Raw genomic sequence first — 13,115 nt, 5'->3', positions numbered from 1 at the left:
TCACCGCGCGGACTGGGGCGGCCACGCGTCGCCCCAGTCCGCGTCGCGCGCCGCGCGGTAGAGGGGGCCGTGGCGCTTGGTCACGGTCTCCCTGCGCAGCTCCTCCTCGGCCCCGCACAGGTCGAGGAGGACCTGGCCCTTGCGGATCTGCGGGCGGCGCACCACCCGGGAGGGCGGCGGGGCAGGATCGAAGCGGACCGCCGCGACATAGCTGAACTTCTCGTCCTCGTACGCCAGTGAGCCGCCCTTGACCTTGCGGTGCAGGGACGAGCGGCTGACCCGTGCCGAGAAGTGGCACCAGTCGGTGCCCGGCTCGATGGGGCAGGCGGCGCTGTGCGGGCAGGGCGCGGCGATCCGGTACCCGGCGGCGATCAGCCGCTCGCGCGCCGCCATGATCCGCGTGTAGCCGTCGGGGGTGCCCGGCTCGATGATGACGACGGCCTGCGTCGCCGCCTCCGCCGCCGCCTCCACGACCGAGGCGCGGTCGGCCTCCGTGAGCTCGCCGAGGACGTACGACACCGTGACGAGATCGGTGCTCTCGATGGCGAGCGATGCTCCGATGCGAGAGCGCTGCCACCGCGCGGCCTTCAACCGGGGCTCGGAGCCCGCCAGTTCACGCCCGAGGGCGAGCGCGGGCTCGGCCCAGTCGAGCACCGTCACGGGCCGCTCCCCCGCCCAGGTCGACGCGACCGCCCAGGTCGCGGCCCCGGTCCCGCCGCCCACGTCCACGTGGCTGCCCGGCGCCCAGCCCTCGGGCGCCGCGTCCGCGAGGGCGTCGAGCGCGGCACGGACCGCCTCGAAGGTCGCGGGCATGCGGTAGGCGGCGTAGGCCGCGACGTCCGCGCGGTCGCGCAGGATCGGTGCGTCGGTCGGCGTGCGGCCCCGGTAGTTGGCGATGAGCCGGTCCACGGCCTGGGTCGCCTGCTTGGGCGGGAGCCCGTCGAGGAGCCCGGCGAGCGCGGCGCGCAGCGTATCGGCGGGGGAGGCTGGGGAAGCCGGGGAGATCGGGGCGTTCACCCCGTGAGTCTACGGGGGTAGGAGGGAAGCGTGAGCCGACGGTGAACGGTGTGAGAGAAGGAGCGTCATGAGCACAGAGGTACGCCGGGCCAGGGTGTCCGACCACGGCGCGATCGTCGATCGCGTACAGACCTGGTGGGGCGCCACCCACTCCCCCGAGCAGTCCAGGGAGCTGTCCCTGCTGCTGCCGAAGCTGTTCCTGCAGTTCTTCTCGCGCACCAGCCTGGTCATGGAGGAGGACGGGGCGGTCAGGGCGTTCCTCGTCGGCCTGTACTCCGCCGACGACGACCACGGCGCGTACATCCACTTCGTGGGCGTCGCCCCCGACCTGCGCGGCCGGGGCGTGGGCCGCACGCTCTACGAGGAGTTCTTCCGCCAGGCCACCGCCGCGGGGCGCACCGAGGTCCGGTCGATCACCTCGCCGCGCAACACCCGCTCCATCGCGTTCCACCGCGCCATGGGCTTCACGCTCGAACCGGGTGACCACGAGGTCGACGGGCTGCCCGTGCACAGCGACTACGACGGTCCCGGGCACCACCGGGTCTGCTTCCGCAGGACCCTTTAGCCGCTGCTCTTCAGCCGCTGCCCTTCAACCGCTACCGCCCCCGGGCCGCCCGCGCGAGGCGAGTGGCAGCCGCCGCCCGCGGCGCGCTGTCGGCGGGCCTGCGCACCGGGTGCACGGTGTTGGCGAGCAGCACCAGGAACGTGTCGGTCACCGGGTCGAGGACCAGGGACGTGCCGGTGAAACCCGTGTGACCGGCCGCGCCGCCGCCCGCGAGCTCCCCCATGAACCACGACTGGTCGATGCCGAAGCCGAGTCCCGGCGCGGTCAGCATCAGCTCCACGAAGTCGGGGCCGAGGATGCGGGCCCTGCCGTACGAGCCGCCGCACAGCAGCGTGCGGCAGAACACCGCGAGGTCGCGGGCGGTGGAGAAGAGCCCGGCGTGCCCGGCGACGCCGCCGAGCGCCCACGCGTTCTCGTCGTGGACCGTGCCGCGCAGCATCCCCCGGTCGGCCTTCGCCCAGGGCCTGCGCTGGTCCTCGGTGGCCGCGGCGTCCGGGCGGGGACCGAAGCCGGTGTCGGCCATGCCGAGGGGCCGGGTGATGCCCTCGCGCACGAGGACGTCGAGGGGGCGGCGGGTGAGGCGCTCCAGGACCTGCTGGAGCAGCAGCATGTTCAGGTCGGAGTAGACGTACGCGCCGGGCTCGTTGACCGGGGCCTCCGCGCGCAGGGCCACGCGGCGCGCGGTGTCGTCCGGGCAGTCGTACAGCGGCAGTTCGGGACGCAGGCCCGAGGTGTGGGTGAGCAGCTGGCGCACCGTGATGCCGTACGCGGCGGCCGCCGTGAACTCCGGGACGTACGCCCCCACCAGGGCGTCGATGCCGAGCGTGCCGCGTTCCAGCTGCTGCACGGCGGCGACGGTCGTGAAGAGCTTGGTGAGCGAGGCCAGGTCGAAGGGGGTGCTCGTGCGCATCGGCACCCGCCATTCGCGGGGCAGCTCGACGCCCGCGTCGGTCTCCGGGTCGTACGAGGCGTAGCGCACGGCCCAGCCGTCGGCCGCCTCCGCGGCGATCACCGGGCCGCGGCCCGCGAGCACGACGGCGCCCGCGCACCAGGGGTGCGGGCCGCGCGTCAGGTCGCGCACCTCGGAGACCAGGCGGCCGATCTCGTCGGGGTCGAGCCCCGCGCGGTCGGGCGTGCCGGTGCGCAGGAGCCGTGGTGCGGTCAGTGGTCCACTCCCTCCGTGGTCCTGTGCTGCCAGGGGCGGCACAGTCCCACGAAGCAGGCGATGGCCGCCACCGCGCAGACCACTTGGACGACGGCCATCGGGACGGCGGTGTCCTCGCCCGCGATGCCGACGAGCGGCGACGCGATGGCGCCGATGAGGAAGGAGGAGGTGCCGAGCAGCGCGGAAGCGGAACCGGCCGCGTGCGGGGTGCGGACGAGCGCGAGGGACTGGGTGTTCGGCATGGCCAGCCCCATCGCCGACATCAGGACGAAGAGTCCGGCCGCGACCGGAACGAGCCCGACGTCGCCGAAGACGCCCGTGGTCATCAGGAGCAGCGCGGTCGCGGCGAGGGTGATCACGCTCAGGCCGAAGGCGAGCACCTTGTTCAGGCTGATCCTGCCGACCAGGATCTTGCCGTTGATCTGGCCGACGGCGATCAGGCCGACGGAGTTCACGCCGAAGAGCAGGCTGAAGGTCTGCGGGGACGCGCCGTAGATCTCCTGGATCACGAACGGTGACGCGGAGATGTACGCGAAGAGCGCGGCGAACGCGAAGCCGCCCGCGATCATGTAGCCGGTGAAGACGCGGTCGGCGAGCAGCGACCTCATGGTGCGCAGTGCCTCGACGGTGCCGCCGCTGTGCCGCTTCTCGGGGGCGAGCGTCTCGGGCAGGCACCGCCACACCAGCGCGGTCAGCGCGATGCCGACGCCGGTGAGGACGACGAAGATGCCCCGCCAGTCCGTGAAGCGCAGGACCTGGCCGCCGATCAGGGGCGCGACGACCGGGGCTACGCCGGAGATCAGCATGAGGGTGGAGAAGAACCGGGCCATCTCCACGCCGTCGTACAGGTCACGGACGACGGCGCGGGCGATGACGATGCCCGCCGCGCCCGCGAGTCCTTGCAGGAGGCGGAAGCCGATGAGCAGTTCGGCGGTGGGCGCGAAGGCGCAGATCGCGGTGGCCACGATGTAGACGAGCAGGCCGATGAGGAGCGGGCGGCGGCGCCCCCACTTGTCGCTCATCGGGCCGACGACGAGCTGGCCGAGCGCCATGCCCATCAGGCACGCGGTGAGCGTCAGCTGGACGGTCGCGGCGGGGGAGCTGAGTGCGTCGGTGACCTCCGGCAGGGCCGGGAGGTACATGTCCATGGAGAGCGGGGGGACGGCGGTGAGGCCGCCGAGGACGAGGGTGACGAGTGCCCCGGTGCGGCGGACGGCGACGGGGTTCTTCGGCCCCGTCGCCGTCGGTATCTCGTGCTCTTCCGTGGTCTGCCCGCGCTCAGGCATCGTGCCCCTCCCAGTGGTCTTGGATCCATGACCATGGTCGCAGCTCCGGGCTCCGCCGTGGACCGGTGCACGGGGCTGGCGGAAATCACCGGCTTCGCCGAGTTCGTCCTCAAACGCCGGACGGGCTGAGAATTTCCGGCCCGCGCCGAAAATTGATCAGCCGCGCCGCGAAGAAATCAGCCCCTCCGGCGTTTGAGGAGCGGGGTCTGGGGCGGAGCCCCAGGAGGAGCTACGCCGAGTGCAGCCCCGGGTTGCCCGACTCCGTGAGGAAAGACGCCGCCGTCTTGATGGGCGCCCCCGGCGTCGTCACGGCGTTCACCGTCTTGAAGTCCGCCCGCGCCGCCTCCCTGTCCAGGGCGACCGTCACATAGCCGCGGCGGCCGTTGTAGAACTTCATGTGGGGGTTGGCCTTGGTGTACGTGTCCCAGTTGGCCGGCTTGTCCGCGCCGTCCTTGCCGCTGGCGATGGACGTGGCGACGATCTCCGTGCCGAGGGTCTTGGAGGACGGGTCGTCGAAGTCGTCCTTGATGTCGAAGGCGTAGCCGACGTGCACGTCGCCGGTGAGGATCATGAGGTTCTCCAGGTCCGCGGCCTTCGCGCCCGCGAGGACCCGCTGCCGCGAGGCCCGGTAGCCGTCCCAGGCGTCCATGGAGAGCTTCGCCTGCGCGGTGAGGTCCAGCTTGCGCTGGGAGAAGGTGACCTGCTGCGGGACGAGGTTCCACAGCGCGCGCGAGCGGCGCCATCCTTCGATGAGCCAGCGCTCCTGGGTGGCGCCGGTGATGGTGCGCGCCGGGTCGTCCGACTCGGGTCCCGGGGCGTGGGCCGTGTCGCCGTACGCCTGGTCGGAGCGGTACTGCCGGGTGTCGAGGATGTCGAACTGGGCGAGGCGGCCCCAGCCGAGACGGCGGTAGAGCTGGGCGTCGGGGCCGCTCGGCAGCTGCTGGCGGCGCAGCGGCTGGTTCTCCCAGTACGCGCGGTAGGCGGCGGCGCGGCGCAGCAGGAACTCGGCGGGCGGGTCGTCGTTCTCGGAGATGTCGCCCGCGTAGTTGTTCTCGGCCTCGTGGTCGTCCCAGGTGACGACGAAGGGGTGCGCGGCGTGGGCGGCGCGCAGGTCGGGGTCGGACTTGTAGAGGGCGTATCGCAGGCGGTAGTCCTCCAGGGTCTGGGTCTCCTTGTTGTAGTGCGCGGGCAGCGTGCGGTCGGTGTACTTGCGGGCACCACCGACCGCGTCGACCGCGTACTCGTAGAGGTAGTCGCCGAGGTGGAAGACGACGTCGACGTCGTCCTGCGCGAGGTGCTTGTACGCGGTGAAGTAGCCGTCGTGGTACGCCTGGCAGGAGACCGCGGCGAGGGTGAGCGCGCCGGGGCGGCTGCCGGTCGGGGGCGCGGTGCGGGTGCGGCCCGTCTCGCTGACCCACGTGCCCGCCTTGAAGCGGAAGTAGTAGGTCCGGCCCGCTTCGAGGTGGTCGGCCTCGACGTGCACGCTGTGGCTGAACTCCGGGTGCGCGGTCACCGTGCCTCGTCTGGCGACGCGCCGGAAGCGGGCGTCGTGGGCGAGCTCCCACTGGACGGTGACGCGCTGTTTGGGCAGGCCGCCGCCCGGCTCGTAGGGGGCGGGGGCCAGCCGGGTCCACAGCAGTACGGATCCGGGCAGCGGGTCGCCGGAGGCGACACCGAGGGTGAAGGGGTTGTCCTTGATCCTGCGCCCGTCAAGATCGGCGGCGCTCGCTACGCCCGCGCTGGGCAGCTCGGTGGCGAAGGCGAGCGCGGCGGCGGCCCCCGTGACGGTGAGGAACCTGCGGCGCCCCAAGTGGCGTGCCGCTGCCTTCAGTTCGGGTGCGTGGTGCTGGCCTGCGGTGGTCATGGACCCTCCCCTGACGATTGGTGTCAGGGGCATGGAAGTGGCGGGGGACGACGCCCGACTGTCGCGTACACAACAGCCGCATGGCGGTCGGATGATGTCCGCGTGGACAGCCCTCCCGTACGCTGCGGGGCCATGAACGCTGAGCGAACTGCACCGACGAAGACCGCCGTGGTGACCGGAGCGGGCTCCGGGATCGGCCGTTCCGTCGCCCTCGAACTGCTCGCCGCAGGATGGTCGGTGGCGCTCGCGGGCCGCCGCACGGAGACCCTCGAGGAGACGGCCGCCCTCGCCTCCGCGAAGGACGGCGCGACCCTGTGCGTACGCACGGACGTGGCGCGGCCCGAGGACGTGGCCGCGCTCTTCGCGGGCGTGCGCGAGCGCTTCGGCCGCCTCGATCTGCTCTTCAACAACGCCGGTACGTTCGGTCCCGGCGGCGTCCCGGTCGAGGAACTCCCCTACGATGCCTGGCGCCATGTCGTCGACACCAACCTCAACGGCGCGTTCCTGTGCGCCCAGGCCGCGTTCCGGCAGATGAAGGAGCAGGATCCGCAGGGCGGGCGGATCATCAACAACGGCTCGATCTCGGCCCACGCGCCGCGCCCGCACTCGGTGGCGTACACGGCGACGAAGCACGCCCTGACGGGCCTGACCAAGTCCCTCTCCCTGGACGGCCGCCCGTACCGGATCGCGGTGGGGCAGATCGACATCGGCAACGCCGCGACCGACATGACCGAGCGCATGCAGTCCGGGATCCTCCAGGCGAACGGCTCGCTGGCGAGCGAGCCGGTGATGGACGTGGCCGACGTGGCGCGCACGGTGCGGCACATGGCGGAGCTGCCGCTGGAGGCGAACGTGCAGTTCGCGACGGTGCTTGCGACCAACATGCCGTACGTCGGGCGGGGTTGACGCCACGCGGCCACCGGAGGGAAATCTGCACAAGTGGAATGGGACCTACCGCCTCAATCCCGCTCAGCGCACCCCGTATGCTCAGCTTCTCTCCACGAGAACTTCACACTTGGAGCACTCCTTGCGCATACGCATCGCCGCCCCCGCCGTCCTCGCGGCCACCGCCCTCTCGGTGTCGCTGCTCGCCGCCTCGCCCGCGTCGGCGGCGACCGTCCGGCACCAGGGCGGACTGCACCTGGGCTACATCCAGTACGACAGCCCGGGCCGTGACAACCGCAGCAACTCCTCGCTGAACGCGGAGTGGGTGAACATCCACAACAGCTCCCGCTCCACGGTCCAGCTCAAGGGCTACAAGCTGAAGGACAACACCGGCTACACGTACACCTTCGGCAGCTACAAGATCGGCGCGGGCAAGACCGTCAAGGTCCGCACCGGCAAGGGCCGCGACGCCTCGGGCGTGCGCTACTGGGGCCGCGGCAGCTACGTCTGGAACAACACCAGCGACAAGGCCCGCCTCGTCAAGCCCAGCGGTTCGCTCCAGGACTCCTGCTCCTGGACGCGCGCCGACCGCGGCTACAAGAACTGCCACTGACCACCGCGAAGGGGAGGGGGCAGGGCAACCGCTCCGCGAAGGACCGGAACCCGCGGTTGGGGCCGCGGGAATCTCCCGGAGCGCGGAGTGGTTGCCCTGCGACATGACGACGAACAACGCCGGGGACTCCCCCGGCACCGCCCCTGATGTGTTGCGCTACACGGCCTTCGCCACCGACCCCGCGGGCGGCAACCCCGCCGGGGTCGTCCTCGACGCGGCGGGCCTCGACGACGCGGCGATGCTCGCGATCGCGGCCGGACTCGGCTACAGCGAGACGGCGTTCCTCACCCCGGACCCGGCGGGCGCCGAACGGGCCTACGCCGTCCGCTACTTCAGCCCCAAGGCCGAGGTGCCCTTCTGCGGGCACGCCACCGTGGCCACCGCGGTGGCGCTCGCCGAGCGGGACGGGGTGGGTGAGTTCGTGTTCGCGACGCGGGCGGGCACGGTGCCGGTGACGGTCTCCCGGGCGGCGGGCACGGTGCGGGCCACGCTCACCAGCGTCGCGCCGCGCGTCGAGGCGGCCGCCGGGGACGACGTCGCCGAGGCGCTCGCCGCGCTCGGCTGGGACGCGGGCGAGCTCGACGCCGCGCTGCCGCCGCGCATCGCGTTCGCGGGCGCCCGCCACCTCGTGCTCGCCGCCGCGACGCGGGCGCGGCTCGCCGACCTCTCGTACGACTTCGCGCGCCTCGAAGCGCTGATGCGCCGCCTGGACCTGACCACCGTCCAACTGGTGTGGCGCGAGAGCGACTTCGTCTTCCACGTGCGCGACCCGTTCCCGGTCGGCGGCGTCGTGGAGGACCCGGCGACGGGCGCCGCCGCCGCGGCCTTCGGCGCGTACGCGCGCGAACTCGGCCTGGTGCCCGCCGACGCGGAACTCACCCTGCACCAGGGGGCGGACATGGGCAGGCCCGGCGTACTGACGGTGACGCTGCGGGAGGGGGACGCGCGGGTACGGGTGAGCGGGACGGCGGTACGGATCCCGTCCTGACCCTCCCGCCGCCCGGCGTCAGGCCTGGCCGGTCTCGAAACGGGAGATCTTGCCCGCGCCGTCGACGGTGAAGTGCCACTTCGTGCGCATCTCGCCCCAGGTGTCGTTCCGGAACGTGACGAGCAGCGTGCGGCCGCCGTCCGACTCCGACTCGATGTCCATGTGGCCGTTGCTGGAGAAGATCTCCCGGTCCGTCCAGTCGGCGATGTCCCGGTCGGAGCCGTCGTCGGCCATGGTCGCGCCGGGCGTGAGCAGGGCGTTGAAGGCGCCCGTGTCGTGGGCGTTCACGGCGACGACGAAGTCGCGGACCACGGGGTCGGCGAGCCGGTTCACTTGGATGCTCATGGGCCCACGGTCACACCAGGGCATCCTCGGCGCCACCGGTGCGGGCGCCCGTCAGGGGCGCGGGGAACCGCGCGAGCGGCCGCGAACGACCCGCGGACGCGTCTGCGGGGACCTCGGCAGACGCGACTGCGGCTCTTCGCGCGCTGAGCGCGCAGTTCCCCGCGCCCCTGACGGGGCCGTACGCGTGTCACCCGTACGGCCCCGTGGGCAGGGTGCCCGGCGCCGCTCCGTTGGACGGTGGGAGCGGACCCGACCGCCCTCGGAGAGACCCCGGGAGTTCCCATGACCTGCTCGTGCCTCGACCGCCGTGACCTCGGCCTGCTGCTGCTCCGCGCGGGAACCGGCGGGGTGCTCGCCGCGCACGGCGCCCAGAAGCTGTTCGGCTGGTTCGGCGGCGGCGGCATCGAGGGCACCGGCGCCTTCATGGAGTCCGTCGGCTACGCGCCGGGCAAGCTGAACGCGCTGGTCGCGGGGGTCTCGGAGGCGGGCGGCGGGGTCCTGCTCGCGCTGGGCCTCGCGACACCGGCGGCGGGCGCGGCGGCAGCGGGCGCGATGGCGGGCGCCACGGCCGTGCACGCACCCAACGGATTCTTCAGCCAGGGCGGCGGCTACGAGTACCCGGCCTTCCTGGGCCTGACCGCGGCGACCCTCGCGGTAACGGGCCCCGGCCGCTACTCCGCCGACCACGCCCTGGGCCACGCACTCAACCGCACCTGGATGGTCCCGGCAGCCCTGGCGGGCACGGCGATCGGCGTACTCGCGACGCTGGGGGCCAGGAAGAGGACGGTGGGAGGGGCGGGCGAGGGTGAGGAGGAGGGAGAGGGAGTGGCATAGGCGGAGGGAAATTCGTTGTTCCCCTGAGCGGGCGACACGTTAGCGTCCACGGCCATGAGCGTTGATTCCAGCACTTCCCGTACTCCCGGCGCCCCCGACGCCCCCACCTCCGACGGCCCCCCGCGGCTCACCCGACTCACCTTTCACGGACCGCTCTCCGAAGCGCGTGCGGAGCGGATCGTTCGGCGGATCGTGGTGAGCGAGCCGCGTTCCGTGCTCGATCTCGGGTGCGGATGGGGGGAGTTGATGTTGCGGGTCCTCGATCGGGTGCCGGGAGCCACCGGGATCGGGGTCGATCTGAACGGGGAGGATCTGGCCCGGGGGCGGGCGAACGCCGAGGGGCGTGGGCTCGGTGGGCGGGCCGCGTTCGTCGAGGAGTCGGCCACCGACACCGCGCACGGCCCCGCCGACGTGGTGCTCTGCCTCGGCGCGAGCCACGCCCTCAGCTCCGCCGAACCGCCCCTGGCCACGGTGGAGGCGCTGCGTGCCCTGCGCGGCCTGGTGAACCCCGGCGGCCGCGTCGTGCTCGGCGAGGGCTTCTGGCAGCGCACGCCGACCGCCGCCGAGCTCGCCGGGATGTGGCCGGACGCCCGCGCCGACGAACACCTGTCCCTCGGCGACCTGGTGGACGCCGCGATCGAGGCGGGGTTCCGCCCGCTGTGGGTGGAGGCGGCGAACGACGAGGAGTGGGAGGAGTTCGAATCCGCCTACCGCTCCGACGTCGAGGAGTGGCTGGCCTCCCACCCCGGCCACCCGCTGGCCGCGCAGACGCGCGCGAAGGCCGACGCCCAGCGCGCCAACTGGCTGCACGGCTACCGCGGGGTGCTCGGGATCGCGTATCTGACCTTGGTACCGGTCGTCGGCTGACGCCTACCGCCCCTGTCCGAACCACGTCTCGGCGAGCGCGTCGAGCGTCGGTTCGGGCGGGGCGGGCAGTTCCCGGAGATACCAGGGCAGATTGCTGTACACGTGGAGCAGGGTGTACGCGAGGAGTTGGCGCGGATCGTACGTCCTGCCGTACGCCTTCATGAAGCGCGCCAGCAGCCCCGGCTCGGCGCGCGTGACGAAGAGGCCGACGCCCACGAAGTCGTACGCCCGGTCCCCGATCATGGCGGGCTCGAAGTCGAGGAGTCCGGTGAGGCGCCAGCCGTCGGCCGGTTCGACGGTCAGGTGCTGGCGCATGAACTCGGTGTGCAGCAGGGCGTGTTCAGGGATTCCTTCGGTGGTGGCGCACGGCAGGGTGACGGAGGCCAGGAAGCCGGGGATCTGGTCGAGCCACTCCTGGGAGAGCCCGCGCCCGCGCTGCCGCTCGACCGCGCCGGTCCGCTGCCGGTCGAGGAACGCGCCCCAGTCGCCGGGCCCGAGGACGTCGGCGAGCGGCTCGGGGTCCAGGGCGTGCAGCGCGGCGAGCGCCTCGGCGGCCTCGGTGACCACGCGCTCCCGGTCGGCGCGCGGGGCGCGCGGCCAGGCGGTGGCAAGGTCCTCGCCGCTCAGGCGGGACATCAGGACGTAGCGCCAGCCGTTCTCGTACGCTCCGGCGGCGTGCACCCGGGGCGTGGGGACGGGGAGGCGGCCCTCGACGTGGCTCAGCACGCGGGCCTCCGTGATCCCGTCCTGGGCAGCGGCCGCGGGGAAGAGCTTGAGGACGTGCTCGTCGCCGACGGCGTAGACCGGCTGCGAGCCCTCCGGATAGCGGGTCAGGGTCGCTCCGGCGAGGCCGAGCCCCGCGCAGAGGTCGGCGGCACCGGGCCGCATGACCCTCTCGTCGGGGACGACGCGGTCCCAGTCCTCCTCGGTGATCACCTCGGGCAGCATGACCGGCACCGTACGCGCTACCGAAGTAGGACCGCGACCGACTTTCGGCGGCAGCGAAGGGCGGCGCCGGGCCCCTAGCGTCCCGGGAGGAGGCGGTCGACGACGGCGCGCCCACAGGGGACGAACGGAGCACCACGGGATGCCGGACGAACGGTTCCACGAAGGAGCGGGGCAGGAGAGCGCGGCTGCGCGCGGCGGGACGACCGTGCTCGGTCACCCGCGCGGGGATCTCCTCCTGCTGCTCGTCGGCCTGCCCGCCGTCGGCCTCGCGCTCGGCCTGGCGCTGCCCCGGCTCGCCCGCTGGGTGTCCGGATCGCCGGTGCTGCCCTGGCGGGACGCCGTCGAGTTCGTCGGCGGGCTCGACGCGCTCTGGCAGACCGGGCTCGTCATGGCGGCCGGGCTCGTGGCGGGCGTCGTCCTCGCCCTCATGGCGCTCGCGGAGGACATGACGCTGGAGCTGACCGACACCCGGGTGCGGATCAAGCGGGGCGACGAGCCGCGGACCTTCGAACGTACCGACGTCTCCGCGGTGTTCGTCGACGGCAAGCAGCTCGTGCTGCTCGGCGCCGACTCCGGCGAACTCGTGCGCGGCGGGCACGCGCCACGCGCCGCCGCGCTCGCCGACGCGTTCCGCGCACACGGCTACCCGTGGCGGGACGGCGACCCGTACGCGTCGCTCTTCCACCGCTGGATCCCCGGCACCCCCGACCTGCCCGCCGAGGTGCACGCGCTGCTCGCGGCGCGGAAGGCCGCGCTGAAGCGGGACGCCGGGCAGGACGCGCGGGACCTCACGGGGATGGCGCGGGGCCTCGGCTACGTCGTGCGCGACGAGGGCAAGGAGCAGTACTGGCGCGCGCTGGCCACCGGGGCGTGACCGGCGGCCGCGGAGCACGGCGGGACACGGCGAGACACGGCGGGACACGGCGGAGGGCGGCTCCCGTCCCCGGGGAGCCGCCCGGCTTGCGTGCCGTACAGCGCGCGTCAGGACACGCGGGTCAGAACACGAACGGTCCCGGTGTCTGCGCCGATGTCCCGTTGCAGGTCACGGTGATGCCGAGGACCACGATGGTCAGGGACTTCCCTTCGAGGCTGTCGCCCGAGGCGACGGTCCCCTTGAGCGGTCCCGTGGAGACGGCGCCGCCCGCGGGGATGGCCGGGTTGGCGTTACCGGTGAAGTCGGTCGTGCCGCTGCCGTTCTTGGTGAGGGTGAGCGTCGACTTGACGGCGCCGGCGCCGATGTCGATGGGGGCCTTGATCGCGGAGGTGGACACCTCGATGGTCGCGTTGGTGCCGTCCTGGGCGGCGGTGAGCGTCGCCGTTCCCGAGCCGTAGGACCCGCAGTCGAAGGAGAGGGTGGCGGACTGCGGCTCCACCGCGCCTGCCGCGGGTGCCATCGCGAGGGCACCGACGGCGAGCGCGCCCGCCGCCAGTGCCGCGCCTATGCCGGTGCGGGCCGTGCGTCCTGGACTGCCCGTGCCGAATCTGCCATGTCGCATGGAGGACCTGCCTTCATGGTGGGGGGATCGAGCGGGGGTCGATCCGGTGTGCGGACCGGTCAGGTGGGGGTGGCGATGTCGGTGCTCAACTCCCGTGCGCTTCCATCGCTCTGACGGGTCGTCAGCATTCCGGATCGCTGCCCATTGAGGCACAGGACCCCGGGGACGGCAAGGCCGACCCCGGGGTCTTTGACATGTCACGACCAAAACCGGTCGTGCCGTAACAGCTCGCCGCGTACGTC

General features: G+C 72.9%; 14 protein-coding genes. 7 read left to right on the top strand and 7 right to left on the bottom strand.

The genetic code is table 11. The features are described 5' to 3' along the window. A complete protein-coding gene (locus CP970_RS30930; RefSeq protein WP_055549371.1) occupies nucleotides 1-1,017 on the bottom strand; it encodes a small ribosomal subunit Rsm22 family protein in 1,017 nt (338 codons plus the stop codon). Between the two features lie 67 nt (nucleotides 1,018-1,084). On the opposite strand from CP970_RS30930, the gene CP970_RS30925 reads away from it, so the two are divergent. After that, nucleotides 1,085-1,582: a GNAT family N-acetyltransferase gene (locus CP970_RS30925; protein WP_055549373.1), complete on the top strand. Its 498-nt coding sequence runs from the start codon at nucleotides 1,085-1,087 to the stop codon at nucleotides 1,580-1,582. Nucleotides 1,583-1,613: 31 nt separating this feature from the next. Here the strand turns inward: CP970_RS30925 and CP970_RS30920 are convergent, their stop codons facing one another. The 3 genes from CP970_RS30920 to CP970_RS30910 all read right to left on the bottom strand — a co-directional run bounded on the left by CP970_RS30920 (nucleotide 1,614) and on the right by CP970_RS30910 (nucleotide 5,897). Continuing rightward, entirely contained in the window at nucleotides 1,614-2,789 is a 1,176-nt protein-coding gene (locus tag CP970_RS30920; RefSeq protein ID WP_055549375.1) for a serine hydrolase domain-containing protein, read from the bottom strand. Further along, the gene (locus CP970_RS30915) at nucleotides 2,744-4,033 is read right to left on the bottom strand and encodes a Bcr/CflA family multidrug efflux MFS transporter (RefSeq protein WP_055549377.1); all 1,290 of its coding nucleotides are present in this window, start codon (nucleotides 4,031-4,033) and stop codon (nucleotides 2,744-2,746) included. The genes CP970_RS30920 and CP970_RS30915 overlap by 46 nt, the downstream gene beginning before the upstream one ends. 229 nt (nucleotides 4,034-4,262) lie before the next feature. Then, entirely contained in the window at nucleotides 4,263-5,897 is a 1,635-nt protein-coding gene (locus tag CP970_RS30910; RefSeq protein WP_055550793.1) for an alkaline phosphatase D family protein, read from the bottom strand. Nucleotides 5,898-6,029: 132 nt separating this feature from the next. Between CP970_RS30910 and CP970_RS30905 the strand changes: the two genes are divergently transcribed. The 3 genes from CP970_RS30905 (at nucleotide 6,030) to CP970_RS30895 (ending at nucleotide 8,383) form a co-directional block, all read left to right on the top strand. Then, nucleotides 6,030-6,803 carry an SDR family oxidoreductase gene (locus CP970_RS30905; protein WP_055550794.1) on the top strand — a complete coding sequence of 258 codons (774 nt, stop codon included), beginning with the start codon at nucleotides 6,030-6,032 and terminating at the stop codon, nucleotides 6,801-6,803. A gap of 121 nt (nucleotides 6,804-6,924) precedes the next feature. Continuing rightward, the gene (locus CP970_RS30900; protein WP_055550801.1) at nucleotides 6,925-7,395 is read left to right on the top strand and encodes a lamin tail domain-containing protein; all 471 of its coding nucleotides are present in this window, start codon (nucleotides 6,925-6,927) and stop codon (nucleotides 7,393-7,395) included. A gap of 103 nt (nucleotides 7,396-7,498) precedes the next feature. Next, on the top strand, nucleotides 7,499-8,383 hold the full coding sequence (locus CP970_RS30895) for a PhzF family phenazine biosynthesis protein (RefSeq protein WP_055550797.1): 885 nt from the start codon (nucleotides 7,499-7,501) through the stop codon (nucleotides 8,381-8,383). Nucleotides 8,384-8,401: 18 nt separating this feature from the next. Here the strand turns inward: CP970_RS30895 and CP970_RS30890 are convergent, their stop codons facing one another. Continuing rightward, nucleotides 8,402-8,728: a hypothetical protein gene (locus tag CP970_RS30890; protein WP_055550799.1), complete on the bottom strand. Its 327-nt coding sequence runs from the start codon at nucleotides 8,726-8,728 to the stop codon at nucleotides 8,402-8,404. A gap of 282 nt (nucleotides 8,729-9,010) precedes the next feature. Between CP970_RS30890 and CP970_RS30885 the strand changes: the two genes are divergently transcribed. Together CP970_RS30885 and CP970_RS30880 are read left to right on the top strand one after the other, a co-directional pair. Next, nucleotides 9,011-9,562 (top strand): DoxX family protein, encoded by a 552-nt coding sequence (locus CP970_RS30885; protein WP_150494227.1) that lies wholly within the window; start codon nucleotides 9,011-9,013, stop codon nucleotides 9,560-9,562. 54 nt (nucleotides 9,563-9,616) lie between these two features. After that, the gene (locus CP970_RS30880) at nucleotides 9,617-10,429 is read left to right on the top strand and encodes an SAM-dependent methyltransferase (RefSeq protein ID WP_079043977.1); all 813 of its coding nucleotides are present in this window, start codon (nucleotides 9,617-9,619) and stop codon (nucleotides 10,427-10,429) included. 3 nt (nucleotides 10,430-10,432) lie between these two features. On the opposite strand, the gene CP970_RS30875 is transcribed toward CP970_RS30880, so the two are convergent. Continuing rightward, on the bottom strand, nucleotides 10,433-11,377 hold the full coding sequence (locus CP970_RS30875) for an aminoglycoside phosphotransferase family protein (protein ID WP_055555140.1): 945 nt from the start codon (nucleotides 11,375-11,377) through the stop codon (nucleotides 10,433-10,435). Between the two features lie 139 nt (nucleotides 11,378-11,516). Between CP970_RS30875 and CP970_RS30870 the strand changes: the two genes are divergently transcribed. Further along, nucleotides 11,517-12,251, top strand: a complete 735-nt coding sequence (locus tag CP970_RS30870; RefSeq protein ID WP_063806236.1) for a YqeB family protein — start codon at nucleotides 11,517-11,519, stop codon at nucleotides 12,249-12,251. 121 nt (nucleotides 12,252-12,372) lie between these two features. On the opposite strand, the gene CP970_RS30865 is transcribed toward CP970_RS30870, so the two are convergent. Next, on the bottom strand, nucleotides 12,373-12,873 hold the full coding sequence (locus CP970_RS30865; RefSeq protein WP_055555142.1) for a hypothetical protein: 501 nt from the start codon (nucleotides 12,871-12,873) through the stop codon (nucleotides 12,373-12,375). Nucleotides 12,874-13,115: the final 242 nt, after the last annotated feature.

Origin of the sequence: Streptomyces kanamyceticus, assembly GCF_008704495.1 — a bacterium.
Taxonomy (GTDB): domain Bacteria; phylum Actinomycetota; class Actinomycetes; order Streptomycetales; family Streptomycetaceae; genus Streptomyces; species Streptomyces kanamyceticus.
The sequence above is the reverse complement of the archived record's forward strand: the minus strand, read 5'-3'. Positions and strand labels throughout refer to the sequence as shown.

Excerpts from the sequence above, each read along its gene's own strand:
- CP970_RS30925 (WP_055549373.1), top strand. The coding sequence starts at position 1,085 with ATGAGCACAGAGGTACGCCGGGCCAGGGTGTCCGACCACGGCGCGATC.
- CP970_RS30915 (WP_055549377.1), bottom strand. The coding sequence starts at position 4,033 with ATGCCTGAGCGCGGGCAGACCACGGAAGAGCACGAGATACCGACGGCG.
- CP970_RS30910 (WP_055550793.1), bottom strand. The coding sequence starts at position 5,897 with ATGACCACCGCAGGCCAGCACCACGCACCCGAACTGAAGGCAGCGGCA.
- CP970_RS30905 (WP_055550794.1), top strand. The coding sequence starts at position 6,030 with ATGAACGCTGAGCGAACTGCACCGACGAAGACCGCCGTGGTGACCGGA.
- CP970_RS30895 (WP_055550797.1), top strand. The coding sequence starts at position 7,499 with ATGACGACGAACAACGCCGGGGACTCCCCCGGCACCGCCCCTGATGTG.
- CP970_RS30890 (WP_055550799.1), bottom strand. The coding sequence starts at position 8,728 with ATGAGCATCCAAGTGAACCGGCTCGCCGACCCCGTGGTCCGCGACTTC.
- CP970_RS30885 (WP_150494227.1), top strand. The coding sequence starts at position 9,011 with ATGACCTGCTCGTGCCTCGACCGCCGTGACCTCGGCCTGCTGCTGCTC.
- CP970_RS30880 (WP_079043977.1), top strand. The coding sequence starts at position 9,617 with ATGAGCGTTGATTCCAGCACTTCCCGTACTCCCGGCGCCCCCGACGCC.
- CP970_RS30875 (WP_055555140.1), bottom strand. The coding sequence starts at position 11,377 with ATGCTGCCCGAGGTGATCACCGAGGAGGACTGGGACCGCGTCGTCCCC.
- CP970_RS30870 (WP_063806236.1), top strand. The coding sequence starts at position 11,517 with ATGCCGGACGAACGGTTCCACGAAGGAGCGGGGCAGGAGAGCGCGGCT.
- CP970_RS30865 (WP_055555142.1), bottom strand. The coding sequence starts at position 12,873 with ATGCGACATGGCAGATTCGGCACGGGCAGTCCAGGACGCACGGCCCGC.